At 74.0% G+C, this 13,553-nt stretch carries 13 protein-coding genes and 1 pseudogene; 4 read left to right on the forward strand and 10 right to left on the reverse strand.

The window, feature by feature from the left end:
• Both AC2CHG_RS12415 and hisC read left to right on the forward strand, forming a co-directional pair.
• Positions 1 to 724, forward strand: a pseudogene (locus tag AC2CHG_RS12415) (RDD family protein); the annotation flags it as partial.
• Positions 721 to 1,824 carry a histidinol-phosphate transaminase gene (hisC, locus tag AC2CHG_RS12420; RefSeq protein WP_402813708.1) on the forward strand — a complete coding sequence of 368 codons (1,104 nt, stop codon included), beginning with the start codon at positions 721 to 723 and terminating at the stop codon, positions 1,822 to 1,824. The pseudogene AC2CHG_RS12415 and the gene hisC, both read left to right, overlap by 4 nt.
• A gap of 121 nt (positions 1,825 to 1,945) precedes the next feature.
• Here hisC and AC2CHG_RS12425 read toward each other — a convergent pair whose 3' ends face one another.
• The 5 genes from AC2CHG_RS12425 to AC2CHG_RS12445 form a co-directional block, all read right to left on the reverse strand.
• Positions 1,946 to 3,199 (reverse strand): PQQ-like beta-propeller repeat protein, encoded by a 1,254-nt coding sequence (locus AC2CHG_RS12425; protein WP_262013365.1) that lies wholly within the window; start codon positions 3,197 to 3,199, stop codon positions 1,946 to 1,948.
• Positions 3,200 to 3,266: 67 nt separating this feature from the next.
• The gene (locus AC2CHG_RS12430; protein ID WP_135242307.1) at positions 3,267 to 3,749 is read right to left on the reverse strand and encodes an SRPBCC family protein; all 483 of its coding nucleotides are present in this window, start codon (positions 3,747 to 3,749) and stop codon (positions 3,267 to 3,269) included.
• Between the two features lie 110 nt (positions 3,750 to 3,859).
• On the reverse strand, positions 3,860 to 4,069 hold the full coding sequence (locus AC2CHG_RS12435) for a DUF397 domain-containing protein (protein WP_194801919.1): 210 nt from the start codon (positions 4,067 to 4,069) through the stop codon (positions 3,860 to 3,862).
• Between the two features lie 169 nt (positions 4,070 to 4,238).
• Positions 4,239 to 5,438: a fumarylacetoacetase gene (fahA, locus tag AC2CHG_RS12440; protein ID WP_262013477.1), complete on the reverse strand. Its 1,200-nt coding sequence runs from the start codon at positions 5,436 to 5,438 to the stop codon at positions 4,239 to 4,241.
• A 110-nt stretch (positions 5,439 to 5,548) separates the two neighbouring features.
• On the reverse strand, positions 5,549 to 6,415 hold the full coding sequence (locus AC2CHG_RS12445) for a hypothetical protein (RefSeq protein ID WP_262013367.1): 867 nt from the start codon (positions 6,413 to 6,415) through the stop codon (positions 5,549 to 5,551).
• A gap of 94 nt (positions 6,416 to 6,509) precedes the next feature.
• Here AC2CHG_RS12445 and AC2CHG_RS12450 point away from each other — a divergent pair, with 94 nt between their 5' ends.
• Positions 6,510 to 7,676 (forward strand): homogentisate 1,2-dioxygenase, encoded by a 1,167-nt coding sequence (locus AC2CHG_RS12450; RefSeq protein WP_262013368.1) that lies wholly within the window; start codon positions 6,510 to 6,512, stop codon positions 7,674 to 7,676.
• Between the two features lie 55 nt (positions 7,677 to 7,731).
• Here AC2CHG_RS12450 and AC2CHG_RS12455 read toward each other — a convergent pair whose 3' ends face one another.
• From AC2CHG_RS12455 to AC2CHG_RS12465, 3 genes are read right to left on the reverse strand one after another with little or no spacing between them, the layout of a single operon-like run.
• The gene (locus AC2CHG_RS12455) at positions 7,732 to 8,772 is read right to left on the reverse strand and encodes an NAD(P)-dependent alcohol dehydrogenase (protein WP_484524775.1); all 1,041 of its coding nucleotides are present in this window, start codon (positions 8,770 to 8,772) and stop codon (positions 7,732 to 7,734) included.
• 45 nt (positions 8,773 to 8,817) lie between these two features.
• Entirely contained in the window at positions 8,818 to 9,825 is a 1,008-nt protein-coding gene (locus AC2CHG_RS12460; protein ID WP_484524776.1) for a tetratricopeptide repeat protein, read from the reverse strand.
• A 50-nt stretch (positions 9,826 to 9,875) separates the two neighbouring features.
• Complete coding sequence (locus AC2CHG_RS12465; RefSeq protein ID WP_484524777.1) at positions 9,876 to 11,228, reverse strand: BTAD domain-containing putative transcriptional regulator; 1,353 nt, start codon at positions 11,226 to 11,228, stop codon at positions 9,876 to 9,878.
• A gap of 174 nt (positions 11,229 to 11,402) precedes the next feature.
• On the opposite strand from AC2CHG_RS12465, the gene AC2CHG_RS12470 reads away from it, so the two are divergent.
• A complete protein-coding gene (locus AC2CHG_RS12470) occupies positions 11,403 to 11,933 on the forward strand; it encodes a hypothetical protein (RefSeq protein WP_355513272.1) in 531 nt (176 codons plus the stop codon).
• A gap of 38 nt (positions 11,934 to 11,971) precedes the next feature.
• On the opposite strand, the gene ispF is transcribed toward AC2CHG_RS12470, so the two are convergent.
• Both ispF and ispD read right to left on the reverse strand, forming a co-directional pair.
• Positions 11,972 to 12,454 carry a 2-C-methyl-D-erythritol 2,4-cyclodiphosphate synthase gene (gene ispF / locus AC2CHG_RS12475; RefSeq protein ID WP_262013373.1) on the reverse strand — a complete coding sequence of 161 codons (483 nt, stop codon included), beginning with the start codon at positions 12,452 to 12,454 and terminating at the stop codon, positions 11,972 to 11,974.
• Between the two features lie 387 nt (positions 12,455 to 12,841).
• Entirely contained in the window at positions 12,842 to 13,537 is a 696-nt protein-coding gene (gene ispD, locus AC2CHG_RS12480; protein ID WP_402813685.1) for a 2-C-methyl-D-erythritol 4-phosphate cytidylyltransferase, read from the reverse strand.
• Between the last annotated feature and the right edge of the window lie 16 nt (positions 13,538 to 13,553).

Raw genomic sequence — 13,553 nt, forward strand, 5'->3', positions numbered from 1 at the left:
GAGCCAGGGCCGGCGGTCGCTGTTCAACCGGGCCACCGACCGCTGCCTGGACGTCGACGGGCACGCCGCGGGCGCACCGCTGAACGCCTGGCCGTACCCGCACTGGCCTGGCGCACAGCCGATCCCGCGCCCGCACGGGCTGCCGCTCGCGTCGTACGGCGCCCGGCTGGTCGCGCGCCTGATCGACTTCGGCGTGGTGTTCCTGCTCAACGCCGTGGTCAACGGCTGGTTCGTCTGGCGCTACATCGAGGCGGTGTCCCCGTACCTGCGTGAGTCGGTGCGCCGGGCGCTCAACGGTGACACGTCCACCGAGGGACTGCCCCAGATCGACGACCAGGCCGGCGGCCTCCAGATCGCCATTCTGGTGATCGCCACCGCGCTCTGGTACGCGTACGAGGTGCCGTCGATGGCGGCACGCGGCCAGACCTTCGGCAAGCGGCTGATGGGCATCCGCGCGCTGCCTGTCGAGGCGGACCAGCCGCTCGGCTTCGGCCGGGCCACCCGGCGCTGGAGCACGCTCGGCCTGCCGACGCTGCTCTGGTACTGCTGCGGGCTGGGCCTGGTGCTCCAGCTCATCGACGCGGTCTCACCCCTGTTCGACCATCCGCTGCGCCAGGCCCTGCACGACAAGCGGGCGCAGACGGTGGTGGTCCAGCTCCCCCGCAAGCGTGACACCCGTACCACCCCGCCCGAGAGCGCCGACACCCCGGGAGACACCCCATGACCGAGACCGGACGCCAGCAGCCCGCGCTGCGGCTCACCCGCGCCGACCTGGACGCGCTGCCCAACTACGTGCCCGGCCGCAGCCCGGCCGACCTGGCCCGCGAGCTGGGGCTGGCCGAGGCGATCAAGCTGGCCAGCAACGAGGTGCCGTACGGCCCGTTGCCGGGCGTGGTGGAGGCGGTCGCGGAGGCGGTGGCCGGTTCGCACCGCTACCCGGACATGGGCGTGGTGGCGCTGCGTCAGGCGCTCGCCGAGCGGTACGGCGTGGACGCCGACCGGATCGCCACCGGCTGCGGTTCGGTGGCGCTGGCCGAGCACCTGGTGCGTGCCACCTGCCTGCCCGGTGACGAGCTGCTCTACTCGTGGCGCTCCTTCGAGGCGTACCCGATCATCGCGGCGACCAGCGGCGCGACGAGCGTGCGGGTGCCGAACGACGCCGGCCACGGCCACGACCTTTCCGCGATGGCGGCGGCGGTGACCGACCGGACCCGGATGGTCCTGGTCTGCAACCCGAACAACCCCACCGGTACGGCGGTGCGCCGGGCCGAGCTGGACCGCTTCCTCGACGCGATGCCGGACGACGTGCTCGTGGTGATCGACGAGGCGTACCGGGAGTTCGTCACCGACCCCGAGGTGCCGGACGGCCTGACGTACCTGGACCGGCCGAACGTGGCGGTGCTGCGCACGCTGTCCAAGGCGTGGGGCCTGGCCGGTCTGCGGATCGGCTGGCTGGTCGCGGCGCCGGAGGTGGCCGCCGCCGTGCGCAAGGTGGTCACCCCGTTCTCCACCAGCACGGCCGCCCAGGCCGGCGCGCTGGCCGCGCTGGCGCAGGCCGACGAGGTGGAGCGGCGCTGTGCGCTGGTCGTGGCCGAGCGGGACCGGGTCACCGAGGCGCTGCGCAAGTTCGTCCCGGACGTGCCGGAGAGCCAGGCCAACTTCGTCTGGCTGCCGCTGGGCGAGCGGGCGGTGGAGTTCGGCCGGGCGTGCGAGGCGCGTGGCGTGATCGTCCGCCCGTTCCCCGGCGACGGTGTCCGGGTCACCATCGGCACCCCGGCCGAGAACGACGCGTTCCTGGCCGCCGCAGAGGCCGCGCTGGCCTGACCGGGCGCGCCCGGCGTCGGTCCGTCAACCCCCTACGGACCGGCGCCGGGCGTCTTCGTCCGACCGATCAGACAAGAGGACTATAGGTGCTTTTGTCCGATTTGAGGCTTGACCCGCCGAATCAGGTCACTGCCAGCAGCACCGGTTCGGCCATCAGGAAGTAGCCCTGGTCGTCGTCCTCCGGAGCGGCGCTCTCCCGCAGCCGCTCCACCGCGACGTAGCCGTCCACCGCGTACGCCCGGCCCGGCCGCCAACCGATCCCGTCCCGGCCCAGGTCGAGCACGAAACTCGACCGGGTGGTCCCGGTGAGCGGGTCGACAGTCACCAGTTCCCGCCGGTCGGTCAGCAGGTGCACCCGCCCCGGCTCGGTCGCGAGCACCCGGGCCGGATGGATGTCCGCCCGGCGCCACAGCTCCTCGCCGGTCCGCGCCGAGCGCCCGACCACCACCGGGCCGGACGTGTCCACCGCCCGCTCGCCGTCCAGCACCGTGTCCGGGTGGTCCAGGCCCGGCGCGGCGGCCGGCTCACCCGGGTCGGTCACCAGCCAGCCCCGGCTGCCCGCGCCGTCCGGCCCGGCGGTACGCAGCCCGCGGCAACCGGAGTGCCCGTGCGGGCAGCCGACAGGCGTGACGACGAGTTGCTCCGGCGCGTCCGGCGGCCGCCAGCGGGTCCGCACCGTACCGGTCGCCGCGTCCCGCAGCTCGACCGCGGCCGGGCCGTCGCAGCTGTCCACCCCGACCAGTTCGCCGCTGGCGGTGGTGCCCACGTCGGACCGGCAACCCCTGCCCACGTCCGCGCGCCAGAGCCGGCGGCCGTCGGCCAGGTCGTAGCCGCCGAGCCCGCCCGGACCGGCCGCGAGCAGCACGGTCCGCCCGGCCGCAGTGCGCGCCACGTGCAGCCCGGCCGGATCCCAGACCGTGGCGGCGAAGGTGCGTCGCGGCTCCGGCACCGACCCCGGATGCGGGCCGTCGGCCTGCCAGGCCACCCGTCCGGTACGCGCATCGAGCGCCACCAGCTTCCCGTCGGACCAGCGGCTGACCACCGTGGTCCCCTCGGTGAGCACGCCGACCAGCGTCGCCGGCCAGCGGCGGAAGGACCAGAACGGGGTGACCCGGTGCCGCCCGGTGACCGGCTGGTCCGCGTACACCTGACGGGCGCCCGCGTAGACGCGGAGGCGGCCGTCCACGACGAGCGGCGCCACGGGCAGCCGCGCGAGCACCCCGGCGATCGGCGCGGGCGCCGCCGGGTACGGCTTCCGGGCCGGGGTGTCGACCTCGGCGGGCGCCAGCACCCGGACGACCACGGCGACCGACGCCGCGACGGCGAGCACCGCCACCAGCGCCACCACGGCCCGCCGCCTCGCGGCCTTCGCCATCCGTCACCTCCGCCCCGGCACCCTACCGGCCGTGTGCGGGCGGGGTGCGGGGAGCGGCCGGGTCGGCTCAGGCGGCCTCGGTGGATCGGTCGGAACCGGCGGCCAGCGCCAGGTCGGCCAGGTCGCGCCGGAGCGCGCCCTCGACCGCGCGGGCGGCCAGGCCGCCGAGGATCAGGGCCAGCACCCGCCCGTACGCCCGGGTCGGCACCGCCTCCTGCTCGACGGTGACCTCGGTGCAGCCGCGCCGCCGCCGCTCGACGGTGCGCAGCGTCCAGGTGATCCGGTAGTCGGCGCCGGCGCCGCGCGACCCGAGCACCAGGCGGCCGGGCGCGACCGCCTCGATCACCTCGAACTCCTCCGGCTCGGTGCCGCCGTCCGGCCGGACGCGGGTCTCCCGCCACACGGTGCCCGGTCCGAAGCCGCCGGTGCCGACGACCTCGACCGCGTCCACCGCCGAGAGCCAGTCGGCGCGGGCCGGGAGGTCGGTGAGCAGTCGCCACAGGTCGGCGTCCTGCGCTTCGATGAATGCGGAAACCGTCACCGTCGACATGGCACCTCCCGTGTCGTACACGGTACGGGCCGTGACCGGAAACGGGGAGCCTCCCGGTGACATTTCCACCACCGGTGCCCCGGCCGGGGCACCGGTGTGGGCGCGAGCGGTCAGCCTCCGAACGTGCCGCCCCGCAGCGCGGTGACGAACGCGGCCCAGCCCGGCGGGCTCACCGCGAGCGCCGGACCGTCCGGGTCCTTCGAGTCGCGTACGCCCACCACGCCGTGCGCGGCGACCACGTTCGTCGCCACCTCGACGCAGAGACCCTGATCGTTCGAGCGGCTGCTGGTGCGCCAGACGGCACCGGTCAACTCGGTCATGCTCGATCCTTCCTGTTTCGGCTTCCGCTGGTACGCCCGGCCCGGCACCGCGGGCAGCTCTCGGGAGAAGCCACCGGCCGGGGCGTAGGTGATCCCAGCGATCAACGCCGAAGGAAACGGCCCCGGTCGCACATCGGGTGCGACCGGGGCCGGTTCGGAAGGTCGGATCTCAGCGGGCCGGGAGGATCGTCCCGGTGACCTCGCCCAAAGCGACAGTGGTGCCGTCCGGGCCGGGCGCGGTGGCGGTGATCGTCACCGTGTCGCCGTCCTCCAGGAACGTCCGCTCGCTGCCGTCGGCGAACTTGACCGGCTCGGACCCGCCCCAGGTCAGCTCCAGGAACGACCCGACCTGGCCACGCTCCGGACCGGAGACGGTGCCGGAGGCGTAGAGATCGCCGGTACGCAGCGACGCGCCGTTGACGGTGAGGTGCGCGAGCTGCTGCGCCGGGGTCCAGTACATGCCGGCGAACGGCGGCTCGGCGACCCGCTCGCCGTTCCACTCGACCGACAGCGTCAGGTCCAGCCCGAGGTGCGGCGTGTCGCGCAGGTAGTCCTGCACCGGCGGATCCTGGTCGGGCGCGGGTACGAACGCGTCGGCCAGCGCCTCCAGCGGCGTCACCCAGGCCGCGACGGAGGTGGCGAACGACTTGCCGAGGAACGGTCCGAGCGGCTGGTACTCCCACGCCTGGATGTCCCGCGCGGACCAGTCGTTGACGAGCACCACGCCGAAGACGTGGTCGGCGAAGTCGGCCACCGGCACCCGCTCGCCGAGCCGGCTCGGCACACCCACCACGAAGCCCACCTCGGCCTCGATGTCCAGCCGGACCGAGGCGCCGGTGGTCGGGCCCTGCGCGCTGGCCCGCTGACCGGTCGGGCGGATCACCGGGGTGCCGGAGACGACCACGGTGCCGGCCCGGCCGTGGTAGCCGATCGGCACGTGCTTCCAGTTCGGCAGCAGCGGCGGCTGCCCGGGCCGGAAGATCTGCCCGACGTTCGAGGCGTGGTGCTCCGAGGAGTAGAAGTCGACGTAGTCGGCCACCTCGAACGGCAGCGCCATCTCGACCTCGCGCAGCGGCACCAGCAGCGGCTCGACCGCCGCCCGGTGCTCCGGCTCGGTGAGCAGCTCGACGACCCGCTGCCGGACCGCCGTCCACTGCGGGCGGCCGAGCGCCATGAAGGCGTTGAGCGCCGGCTCACCCAGCGCACCGCCGGCCAGCACCAGACCGGCGGCCTCCGCGCCGGCCAGGTCCAGCGCGAAGTCACCGATGCGGACGCCGACGCGCGGCTCGCCCTCGCCGTGCCGGAACACGCCGTACGGCAGGTTCGTCACCCCGTACGGCGACCCTGCCACACCCGGAACCCAGGTCATGCCGTGCTTACTGGGCATGCCCTCACGGCCCTCGCTCCGCTCGGTGCGTTCGCTCATGCCGTGCCGGCCTGGCATGCCCTCACGGCCCTCGCTCCGCTCGGTGCGTTCGCTCATGCCTCGTAGCCTCCGTTCACCAGCCCCAGCCGGATCAGATCGGTAAGTGGTTCGGAGATGCTGCACGAGCCGTACCCGACCCAGAGCGGGCGCTCGGCGTCGCGGTGCGCCCGGGCCGGCTCGACCACGCGTACCGGGTCGGTGGCGGCGAGCAGCTCGGCCACGCCGTCCACCTCTGCGCCCCCGACGGCGGCGAGCGTCGCGCCGAGCACGTTAACGAAACCGTGGTGGTTGAAGCCGGTCTCCGGGTCGCGGTGCCGGATCGCGTGGTGCAGCCCGGCGGTGAGCTTGAACGGCAGCTTCCGGTCGCGGCAGGCGCAGATCACCGCGGCCAGCTCGGCCGGGGTGGGGAACAGCTCGGCGGCGAGCCCGCCGGTGCGGAACTTGGCGGCCACCGACAGCCCGGCGGCGCGTGCCTCGGCGAGCGTGTCGAGCGCGCCCATCAGGCCGAAGGTCAGCGGGATCTCGGCGTACACGGCGGTGCCGTCGAGCCGGCCGGCGAGCGTCATCAGCTCGGACAGCCCGGGTTGCGGATCCTCGCCGCGCTTGGCGACCGGCGCCTCGATCTGCCGGGCGGTCACCCCGTCGGGCGCGAGCGCGTCCAGTGCCTGCGGGAGCTGATCCAGGCCGGTGTCGCCGATCAGCCCGATGACCAGGCCCTCGGCCGGGTCCACCAGGCCGCTCAGCGACCCGCGCTGGATCTCCGAGGCGGGCAGCAGCAGCGGGCCGACCATGTCCGCGTACCAGGCGGTGCGGTGGGTGCGGTGCGCGGTCACCGCGTCGGGCAGCGGGGCGTTGCCGGGCGGGAAGACCGCGGCGTCGTCCACCAGGCCGGAGAGGAGGCGGGGCACCTGCGTTGACACGAGACAAGAATGTACGGGACGCTACGAGGAACGGACAACAGCGTCCGATTATCGGACGCCACCGGCCGGAGAACGGGACATATCGGGAGGCGAGATGCCGTACTACCGCAGCGTCGGCGACGTGCCGCGCAAGCGCCACACCCAGTTCCGCCAGCCCGACGGCACGCTCTACGCGGAGGAACTGGTCGGCCAGGAGGGCTTCTCCTCCGACTCGTCGCTGCTCTACCACCGGTACGCGCCGACCGCGATCCTTGCCGCCGAGGAGTACGCCCCGCCCACAGTCACCCGCGTGCCGAACCTGCCGCTCAAGCCGCGCCACCTGCGCACGCACAAGCTCGACGGCACCGGCGCGGACCCGGTGCTCGGCCGGCAGTACCTGCTCGCCAACGACGACGTACGGATCGCGTACGTGCTCGCCGACCGGCCGTCGCCGCTGTTCCGCGACGCCACCGGCGACCACTGCCTCTACCTGGAGGCCGGGTCGATGCGGGTCGAGTCGCCGTTCGGCGTGCTCGACGCGGTCGCCGGCGACTACGTCGTCATCCCCACCTCGACCATCCACCGCCTCGTACCCACCGGCGACGAACCGACCCGGCTGCTCGCCGTCGAGGCGTCCGGCCACATCGGGCCGCCCAAGCGCTACCTCTCCGTACGCGGGCAGTTCCTGGAGCACGCGCCCTACTGCGAGCGCGACGTCCGGGGACCGGACACCCCGCTGCTCGTCGACGGCGAGGAGGTGGAGGTGCTGGTCAGGCACAGGCGTGGGTGGACGAAGTACGTCTACGCCAACCACCCGTTCGACGTGGTCGGCTGGGACGGGCACATGTACCCGTGGGCGTTCTCCATCCACGACTTCGAGCCGATCACCGGGCGGATCCACCAGCCCCCGCCCGTGCACCAGACGTTCCAGGGCCCGAACTTCGTGATCTGCTCGTTCGTGCCGCGCAAGGTGGACTACCACCCGGCCGCCATCCCGGTGCCGTACAACCACCACAACGTCGACTCCGACGAGATGCTGTTCTACACCGGCGGCAACTACGAGGCCCGGCGCGGCTCCGGCATCGAGCAGGGCTCGATCTCGCTGCACCCGTCCGGCTTCACCCACGGCCCGCAGCCGGGCGCGGCCGAGCGGTCGATCGGGGCGGAGTTCTTCGACGAGCTGGCGGTCATGGTGGACACGTTCCGCCCGCTCGACCTCTGCGACGCGGCCGCCGCCTGCGAGGACGACGGCTACGCCTGGACCTGGGCGCGCAAGTCCTGACGTACGCGCGAAGGGGCCGCGCCCGGCACGGACGCGGCCCCTTCGCACACGGTCGTCAGAACGTGGACGCGTCGATGACGAAGCGGTAGCGCACGTCGGACGCGAGCACCCGCTCGTACGCATCGTTGATCTTGTCGGCTCCGATCACCTCGATCTCGGCGCCCAGCCCGTGCTCGGCGCAGAAGTCGAGCATCTCCTGGGTCTCGGCGATGCCGCCGATGCTCGACCCGGCGAACGACCGCCGGGCCGGGATCAGCGAGAACGCGTGCACCGACAGCGGCTTCTCCGGCGCGCCCACGTTGACCAGCGTCCCGTCCACCGCGAGCAGCCGCAGGTACGCGTCCATGTCGAGGGTCGCGCTCACCGTGTTGATGATCAGGTCGAACGAGCCGGCCAGTTCGGTGAACGTGTCCTCGTCGGCTGTCGCGTAGTAGTGGTCGGCGCCGAGCCGCAGCCCGTCCTCCCGCTTCTTCAGCGACTGGGACAGCACAGTCACCTCGGCGCACATCGCGTGGGCCAGCTTCACGGCCATGTGGCCGAGACCGCCCATGCCGATCACCGCCACCCGCCGGCCCGGCCCGGCGTTCCAGTGCCGCAGCGGCGAGTACGTGGTGATGCCGGCGCAGAGCAGCGGCGCTGCGGCGTCCAACTCGAGGCCGTCCGGGATGCGCAGCACGAAGTCCTCGGTGACCACGATGGCCTGCGAGTAGCCGCCCTGGGTCGGCTTGCCGTCCCGCCCCACCCCGCCGTACGTGCCGGTGCTGCCCTTCAGGCAGTACTGCTCCAGCCCCTTGCGGCAGTTGTCGCACTCCCGGCACGAGTCGACCAGGCAGCCGACGCCGACCCGGTCGCCGACGGCGAACTTGGTGACCGCGGAGCCGACCTCGCGCACCACGCCCGCGATCTCGTGACCCGCCACGATCGGGTAGCGCGTCGGGCCCCACTCGCTGCGCGCGGTGTGGATGTCGGAGTGGCAGATGCCGGAGAACTTGATGTCGATGAGAACGTCGTCCGGTCCGAGATCGCGCCGCTCGACGGTGGTCGGGGCGAGCGGTTCGGTCGCGGACGTCGCCGCGTAGGCGTTGACGGTGAGCACTGGTTCCCGCTTCCTTCAGCCGGTGTTTCCGGTCCTCCTACCCTCTCACCGGCGAGCGAACGCGGTGAATCCGGCCACCACGGACGCGGTGATCGCCCCGACCAGCGGCAACGGGCCGCCGACCAGCGCGTACACGAGCAGCAGCAGCACCGCGGCGGCGGCCGCGTAGACCGGCACGACCAGGCCGCGTGACATCGCTTCCCGCAGGCCGGGCCGCCACGTCGCCGGGCGACGCAGCAGCACCGCCGTCCCGGCCACCGCCAGCACCGCGAACAGCCGGGACGCGCCGGACGAGGCCGGGGCCAGCGCGGCGACCAGCACGCTCGCGAGCAGCGACCAGCCGGCCACCGACAGCAGGAGCCGCCGGATGCCGTCGTCCACGGTCCGCACCGGGTCGGGGCGCGCCACCGGCAGGTCCGCCAGCGCGGTCAGGTGTTCCAGCGTCTCGGCGTACCGGCGGCGTTCCAGCCGGGCCACGCCCACGTCCTGCCCCGCGTCGCCCAGCTCCGGGTCCAGCCGCAGCGCCTCCCGGTAGGCCCGCTCGGCCAGGTCGAACAGTTGCAGCCGCACCGCGACCAGGCCGAGCACCAGGTGCGCCTCCGGCTCGTCCGGCGACAGCTCCACTCCGCGCCATGCCGCGTCCAGCGCCGCCTGCCCGTTGCGCGACGCGGAGAGCAGGGCGGCGGCACTGCGCTGCGCGTACGCGTCGCCCGGCGCGCGCGCCAGGATCTCGTCGGCGGTCGCGGCGGCGGGCTTCCAGCGTTCGAGGTCGAGCAGCGCGAACCCGCGCGCCACGAGCGCCGGTACCGCCTCGGGACCGGCGGTCGCCTTCTCGACGGCGGCCTCGGTGGCGGCGAGCGCCTCGGCCGGGCGGCCGGCGGCCAGGTGCATCCGGGCCAGCATGGTCAACGCTGGCACGTGCGCCGGCTCGGTCGCGATCAGCGCGGTGAGTTCGCCGATTCCCTCGTCGTAGCGTCCCAGCTCGGCGAGCAGGTGGGCGCGTTGCAGGTAACCGTCGGCGGCGGACTGGTCGGGGGCGGCGTCACTCGGCATCCCGGCGAGCGTATCCGCCCGGCCCCACCGCGCGCCGAGGGTGCCCGGCGTCAGGCACTCCGGCAGGACGCGCCCGCCCGGCCGCCGCACGTCCCCAGGCTGCACCACCGGCGCAGTCCGCTCTCGTCCAGGAACAACCACCCGCACCGCCGGTCCGGGCAGACCCGCACCGTGAACCGGGCCGGATCGGCCAGCAGCTGCGCGCCGCTGAACGCGGCGGCGTGCACCGGCAGCCGCAGCCCGGCCGCCAGGTCCGGCCACCAGCGGCCGCGTCCGTCGGCCTCACGCCGGAAGACGAGCGTACGGGCGGCGGCCTCGGCGGCCCGCGCGACCGTCTCGAAGGCCGGGCCGTCGTCCGGGTCGACCAGGCCGGCGTAGAGCGCGGCGCGGAGCGTACGGGCCTCGCCGAGGACCGCCTCCGCCGCCGCAGGGTCACGGCGGGCGAGGTGCAGCAGCCGGTTCGTCGAGACCTCGTCCACCAGCCCGACGTGACCGGCCCAGACGGCAAGGGTCCGGTAGCCGCGCAACCACTCGGCGCCGGGCAACGGAGGCTCGTGCCCCCAGCCGGCGAACGTGTTGCAGAAGTCCAGGGCCGGGTGGCCGCCCACGCTCCACGGCAGGCTCTCCTCGCCGACCCGGATCTCGTGCATCGGCCGGCCGGCCCGGTCCAGCCGGTCGTCGCCCGCGAGCACCCGCCGCTGCACCTCCCGGAGCCGGGGCCCCGGCTCGACGCCGAAGTCGGCCACGAGCAGTTCCCGGGTGGTGCGGTAGAGGCGCAGCGCGTCGGCCCGCCGGTCACCCCGGTACAGGGCGGTCATCAGGACCGCCACGAGGTGTTCCCGGGTCGGGTGCCGAGCGGCCAGCGGCATCAGTTCGGTGATCGCCCGCGCGTGCTGCCCCAGCGCGAGCTGCGCTTCGGCCCGCAGTTCCACGGCGACCAGGCGCAGCTCCTCGACCGTGCCGTGCAGCCGGTCCCGCAACTCGTCGTCCGCCGCGTCGGCGAGCAACGGCCCGCGCCAGAGGGCGAGCCCTCGGTCGAGCGACCGCACCCGCTCGGCCGGATCGGCGGCTCTCCCGGCCGCCCGGACCAGGTCGGCGAACTCGTTGACGTCGACCCGGTGCCCGTCCTCCTCCACCACGTAGCCCTCACCCCGGGTACTGATCCGCACCCCGTACGGGTTGAGCGAGCCCCGCAGCCGCCCGATGTACGTCTGCACCGCGCTGCGGGCCGTGGGCGGCGGCCGGCCGTTCCAGAGCAGGTCGATGAGGCGGTCGGTCGGCACCACCCGGCCCACGTCGAGCAGCAGCACCCCGAGCAGGCAACGCTCCTGGCGCCGGCTGCCGACCTCGACCGGCCGGCCGTCGTGGCGGGCCTCGAACGGCCCGAGCAGGCGGAACTCCATACCGAACAGGACGACCCGGTACCGGCCCGGGGTTGTCGCCCGGCGGTGATCGCATGGTGAGGAACCCGGCCGGCCGGGTCCGCCCGCGCGACGCCCGCCGCTCGACGCGGTGAGCCGGTGGTGAGCGGGCCCGGCGATGCTCGCCGCCCGGACCAGCGAGGGATGGAGTGGAACATGCGGTTCAGGATGAGTATCGCGGTGGCGAGCGTCGCGGTGGCGGTGGTCGCGGCCCTACCGGGGTCGGCGTCCGCCGCGCCGGGGCGGCATCCCGCCCCGGGTGCCTGGGAGCCGGCGCCCCAGGCGCCGTTCGAGATGCCCGCCGGCGCGCGATGCGAGTTCGCGGTACGGGTCGAGCCGATCGTGGACGAGGTGCGGAAGCTGACGATCGAGACATACCCGGACGGTGCGCCGAAGCGGGAGTTGTTCACCGGCGCTCTGATCAACCGGGTGACGAACCTGGAGACCGGCGCCACCTCGACGGCGGACGCGAGCGGCACCGCCCTCGTCGTCTACCGCACCGACGGCTCGATGACCTGGTACGTGACCGGGCCGGTGCTGCTCGGCTTCCGGGAGAACGCCGGCACGCTGCCGAAGGGGCTGTGGATCGTCGACGGCCGGTTCCGGGTGGAGTTCTCCCCCACCTACGACAAGACCATCACGATGCTCCACGGCACCACCCACAACGTCTGCACCGACGTCGACTGATCGGGTGGACGCGGTGACCGGCGTCCCCGGTCACCGCGTCAGCCGGCCGGAGCCTCGTAGACCAGGGCCACCGCGATCCCGGCCAGCCCCTCCCCGCGCCCGGTGAAGCCCAGCCCGTCGGTGGTGGCCGCGGAGACGGTCACCGGCGCACCCACCGCCTCGGAGAGCACCCGCTGCGCCTCCTCCCGGCGCGGCCCGATCTTGGGACGGTTGCCGACGACCTGCACCGACACGTTGCCGATCTGGAAGCCCGCCGTCCGTACCCGGCGTGCGCTCTCGGTCAGCAGCGCCACCCCGGACGCGCCGGCCCATTCCGGCTGGTCCACGCCGAAGTTCGCGCCCAGGTCACCGAGCCCGGCGGCGGAGAGCAGGGCGTTGCAGGCGGCGTGCGCCGCCACGTCGGCGTCGGAGTGCCCGGCCAGGCCGTCCTGGTCCGGCCAGTGCAGACCCGCGACCCAGCAGGGCCGCCCGGCCGCGAACGCGTGCACGTCGGTGCCGACAGCCACCCGAGGAACGATCATGACCAGAGGGTACGCGTCGCGCCTTGACCGCGGCCCGGGCTGTGGTTGGCTTCGGTTGCCGTACGCCCCGGTGTCGCCTCTGCCTCGTGCAAGCGCCTGGGGCTCCTTCTTACGGTCGACGCGGCAGAAGATCGCACGTCTCCAGCTGGCTACCGCCGTGGCCATGAAGCAAGCCTGTGGGCTGTACGAGTGGAGCGTCGCTCTGCCCGACGCCGCCCAGCTCTCGAACACGGACGCGCCCCAGCGCACCGGTCAACCATCGACCGAAAAGTGGGATCCACGTTCCAGACCCCGGGATACGAGTAAATCTTGGTAGGAAACGGCCCCCATGGGGGCCAGTTCGTACCAAGATCTCGAAGCCGCGAACGGGACCGCGGGCGGGCGGCGTCAGGTGCCGGTGGTCAGGAGGTGTTCGGCCAGGGCCATGTCGAACGGGCGGGTGATCTTCAGGGCCAGCTCGGAGCCGGGCACGCAGGTCACCGGGATCCCCTGCTTCTCGACCAGGCCGGCGTCGTCGGTCAGCGCGTCACCCGCCGACCGGTGGGCCGCGGTCAGCACCGACCGGCGGAAGCCCTGCGGCGTCTGCACCGCCCGCAACGCGGACCTGTCGACGGTCCCGAGCACCCGCTCGGTCGCGTCGACCTCCTTGATCGTGTCGACCACCGGCAGTACCGGGATCACCGCGTCGTGCCCGTCGCGGACCGCCGCGGCCACCGACTCGACCAGGTGGGGCGGGGTGAGCGCGCGGGCCGCGTCGTGCACGAGGACGATCTCCGGACCGGCGGGAACCGCGGCGAGGGCCGCCGCCACCGACTCCTGGCGTTCGGCGCCACCGGGCACCACAGTCACCGGGGCCACGGGGGCGAGCATCGCGCGTACCGCCTCGACCTCGGTCGCCGGCGCGGCCACCACGATCGTGTGCACGGAGGGTGCGGCGGCGATCCGGCGGACCGCGTGCACCAGCAGCGGCTCACCGGCGAGCAGCCGGAGTGCCTTCGGGGCGCCGGGTCCGAGGCGTACCCCGGCACCTGCCGCAGGAACGAGGACCGCGACGTCACCGCGCGGATTGAGCTGCGCGGTCACGTCGCGGTCCTCGGAT

It is taken from the genome of Micromonospora sp. ATLC20 (assembly GCF_057196585.1).

What these genes read in the sequence shown, in the direction of transcription:
- hisC (WP_402813708.1), top strand. Translation starts at nt 721, where the DNA reads ATGACCGAGACCGGACGCCAGCAGCCCGCGCTGCGGCTCACCCGCGCC.
- AC2CHG_RS12425 (WP_262013365.1), bottom strand. Translation starts at nt 3,199, where the DNA reads ATGGCGAAGGCCGCGAGGCGGCGGGCCGTGGTGGCGCTGGTGGCGGTG.
- AC2CHG_RS12430 (WP_135242307.1), bottom strand. Translation starts at nt 3,749, where the DNA reads ATGTCGACGGTGACGGTTTCCGCATTCATCGAAGCGCAGGACGCCGAC.
- AC2CHG_RS12435 (WP_194801919.1), bottom strand. Translation starts at nt 4,069, where the DNA reads ATGACCGAGTTGACCGGTGCCGTCTGGCGCACCAGCAGCCGCTCGAAC.
- fahA (WP_262013477.1), bottom strand. Translation starts at nt 5,438, where the DNA reads ATGACCTGGGTTCCGGGTGTGGCAGGGTCGCCGTACGGGGTGACGAAC.
- AC2CHG_RS12450 (WP_262013368.1), top strand. Translation starts at nt 6,510, where the DNA reads ATGCCGTACTACCGCAGCGTCGGCGACGTGCCGCGCAAGCGCCACACC.
- AC2CHG_RS12460 (WP_484524776.1), bottom strand. Translation starts at nt 9,825, where the DNA reads ATGCCGAGTGACGCCGCCCCCGACCAGTCCGCCGCCGACGGTTACCTG.
- AC2CHG_RS12465 (WP_484524777.1), bottom strand. Translation starts at nt 11,228, where the DNA reads ATGGAGTTCCGCCTGCTCGGGCCGTTCGAGGCCCGCCACGACGGCCGG.
- AC2CHG_RS12470 (WP_355513272.1), top strand. Translation starts at nt 11,403, where the DNA reads ATGCGGTTCAGGATGAGTATCGCGGTGGCGAGCGTCGCGGTGGCGGTG.
- ispF (WP_262013373.1), bottom strand. Translation starts at nt 12,454, where the DNA reads ATGATCGTTCCTCGGGTGGCTGTCGGCACCGACGTGCACGCGTTCGCG.